The sequence below is a fragment of the Propionibacterium cyclohexanicum genome, from assembly GCF_900111365.1.
In the GTDB taxonomy this organism is placed as follows: Bacteria; Actinomycetota; Actinomycetes; order Propionibacteriales; family Propionibacteriaceae; genus Propionibacterium; species Propionibacterium cyclohexanicum.
The window spans coordinates 1-2284 of the sequence record NZ_FOGZ01000052.1 but is presented as its reverse complement, the minus strand read 5'-3'; the positions used below and the strand labels follow the sequence as shown (position 1 = coordinate 2284).

The 2284-nt window shown below is 60.6% G+C and carries 1 protein-coding gene; it reads right to left on the bottom strand.

What is annotated here, in order from left to right; all coding sequences use genetic code 11:
- Window positions 1–646: 646 nt before the first annotated feature.
- The gene (locus BMX93_RS13575) at window positions 647–1042 is read right to left on the bottom strand and encodes a YunG family protein (protein ID WP_425438787.1); all 396 of its coding nucleotides are present in this window, start codon (window positions 1040–1042) and stop codon (window positions 647–649) included.
- Window positions 1043–2284: the final 1242 nt, after the last annotated feature.

The window sequence follows — 2284 nt, the reverse complement described above, 5'->3', positions numbered from 1 at the left end:
ATCCTCGGAAGGCCTCGGCCACTATCCGGGCACCGACGCGCCGCGCCCTCCCACCACGGCTGCTGCGTCGCCTACACCCTCATCTGGGAAGAGCCAGGAAAGATAGTCAACTATCGCTCGGAAAGCGGCACCGTTGTCCGCCTCGACAGGGAGCTCCGCTGCACCCAAATCGCTCCTAAATGATGACAGATCTGCTCCAAGGCCTGCGGAGCACGGCACTTCGTCGTCGGGTGATGAATACTGATCGGCTGTTCTGAGCATGTTTGAGTACTTGCGAATTATGTGGCCGAGCTCCAAACGTTGTTCCTTATCGGGCTCGGCACCGACTGGCAGTCCCACGAAAGTGAAGTAGCCTCCTATTTCGAGATCTACAGACAGAATCTCACCATGTTCGGACACCCCCCACTACGGTCGCTAATCGAAGGGGGATAAATGCCGACTCATGGAACCGTTGCGGGTGCTGAAGTGAAAGATGATCAGCGCATCCATACCCCCTAAATCGGACCATTCCCTGCTCAGCTCTTCAGAGACGTGCCGACGATCATAACGGAAACGAATCCGTGCACCATCCGGAAGTGCGACGACGGCGAGCGCATCCGCTATATATCGCTCCCGAATATTGGAAGTGTAAAGAAAGAGAGTGCGGTCAGTCCTGTGCATGTTCACGGATCTGTCTTGCGACGGAGTTAGCGAGCAATTTGTAGCGACGGCGCGTTGACACGCTCGACAAGAGGTAGTCACGTTCTCGAACACCAGTCAAAGTAACTGTAGGGTTTCTGAATTGGTTAAGAGTCAGATCGACCTCTTTCCCGGAGTCAGTCGTGAGCCAGTAATGACTGAGACCGTCCACCAGTCCTCGGCGCAGTTCTCCACCGAGGTAGTCCTGTAGGACCAGTGCCGTGACTGCGCACTGCCCTTGCGACGGGGTCGAGGGAGTCCACTGGTCAGGAGCGACCGATGTGTCAGCTGACCACGCGTTTCGGAGCGCAGCGATGAGCTCTTCGAGGCCCGGCTTCGTCTCCGCTGATGCCCTTGCAACCATGCGTCACGAGTACCAATCACCTCTGACATTTGATGAGCATTTGTCGATGTGACCTGAGGTCTGGCTTTGGACCGTCTGGGTGGCGCTGGGTGAGCCCAGCACGGCCGTACGGGGTGAGGTGGACCGGAGCCCGGAGGATTAGAAGCACCAAACCACACACCGACCCGTACCAGAGGGCAGGTGGCGCGCTGGCGCGTGCGCATGTCTCGCCTACTATCGCCTTCGCGGCAGCGTGCCGTGCTCGTCGGACACAACGCCCTCCAGGGCAACGGGTCGGGCGCCACGGCGACAGCACGACCCCCATCCACATGAAGTCGCCCGCGCCCGTTGGGCTGCTTAGGATCCGAGGAATTCGTCGGCGACTACCTTTCGGGGATGCGGATCGATGAGCTCGCGGGGCGCTACGGCGTGCACCGGACGACAGTGTTTACGCACCTTCGACGGCGAGACATGCCGCGTCGGCCCGTCGGGCTCGACCAAGCCGAGGCGGCGAACGCGGTGCGCCTGTACCGGAACGGCATGTCCATCAGAGCTGTCGCAAGACGGATCGGTAGCGACCGCAAGGGCCTACGCTCGGCGCTGGAAGCTGCTGAGGTCAAGACCCGGTCTGTGTGAGGGCCACAGAGGACCTATCCGGGCCACCACTCCACAACGCCAGCGGCAAGACCGGGCTGCGCCCCGTACTTGTCGAACCAGACCACTCCTTCGATTGGTGACCCTGCTCTGGGGCGGCCGGTTGACGCCCGTACATCGCACCGTTGGCTGAGGCAAGCGGCAAGGTCGAGGACTCCTTGCAGTGACCAGCCGCCAGGCCTGTGTCCGGCAAGCAAGAGTGCCGACAGAGCGAGTATGTCGGTACCCCCTGTCAGACTGTGTGGTATCTAGCTGAGTTGAGACGGGGGTGGTAGCGGTGCCAGATGTTGCAGCCAGCAGTACCGTGGAGTTGCTGCGACATTTTCATCAGGCACTCGACGTGCACTTCCACGACCTCCGCGATGCTCGGGCAAGGCTCGAGCCCAGTCCGCCGGTGTTCGCACTGGAGCACGATCTGAGCCCAACAGACATTGACCTGTTGAAGGGTGCGGTGCGTACCGCGATACGTGACTCCGATCTGGGGCGCTACAAGGCAACGTGGTTGCCGTTTGTGGGCTCATCCCAATCGAGGGTGTAGTTGGGGTCTGAATCCGCCTGTCTCGAGCAGGCTTCTGGCGATGTAGTTGGTGAGGTTGCGGAAGCCCAGGG

Bases quoted from the DNA above. Each gene is read 5' to 3' on its own strand.
- BMX93_RS13575 (WP_425438787.1), bottom strand. From the start codon at position 1,042: ATGGTTGCAAGGGCATCAGCGGAGACGAAGCCGGGCCTCGAAGAGCTC.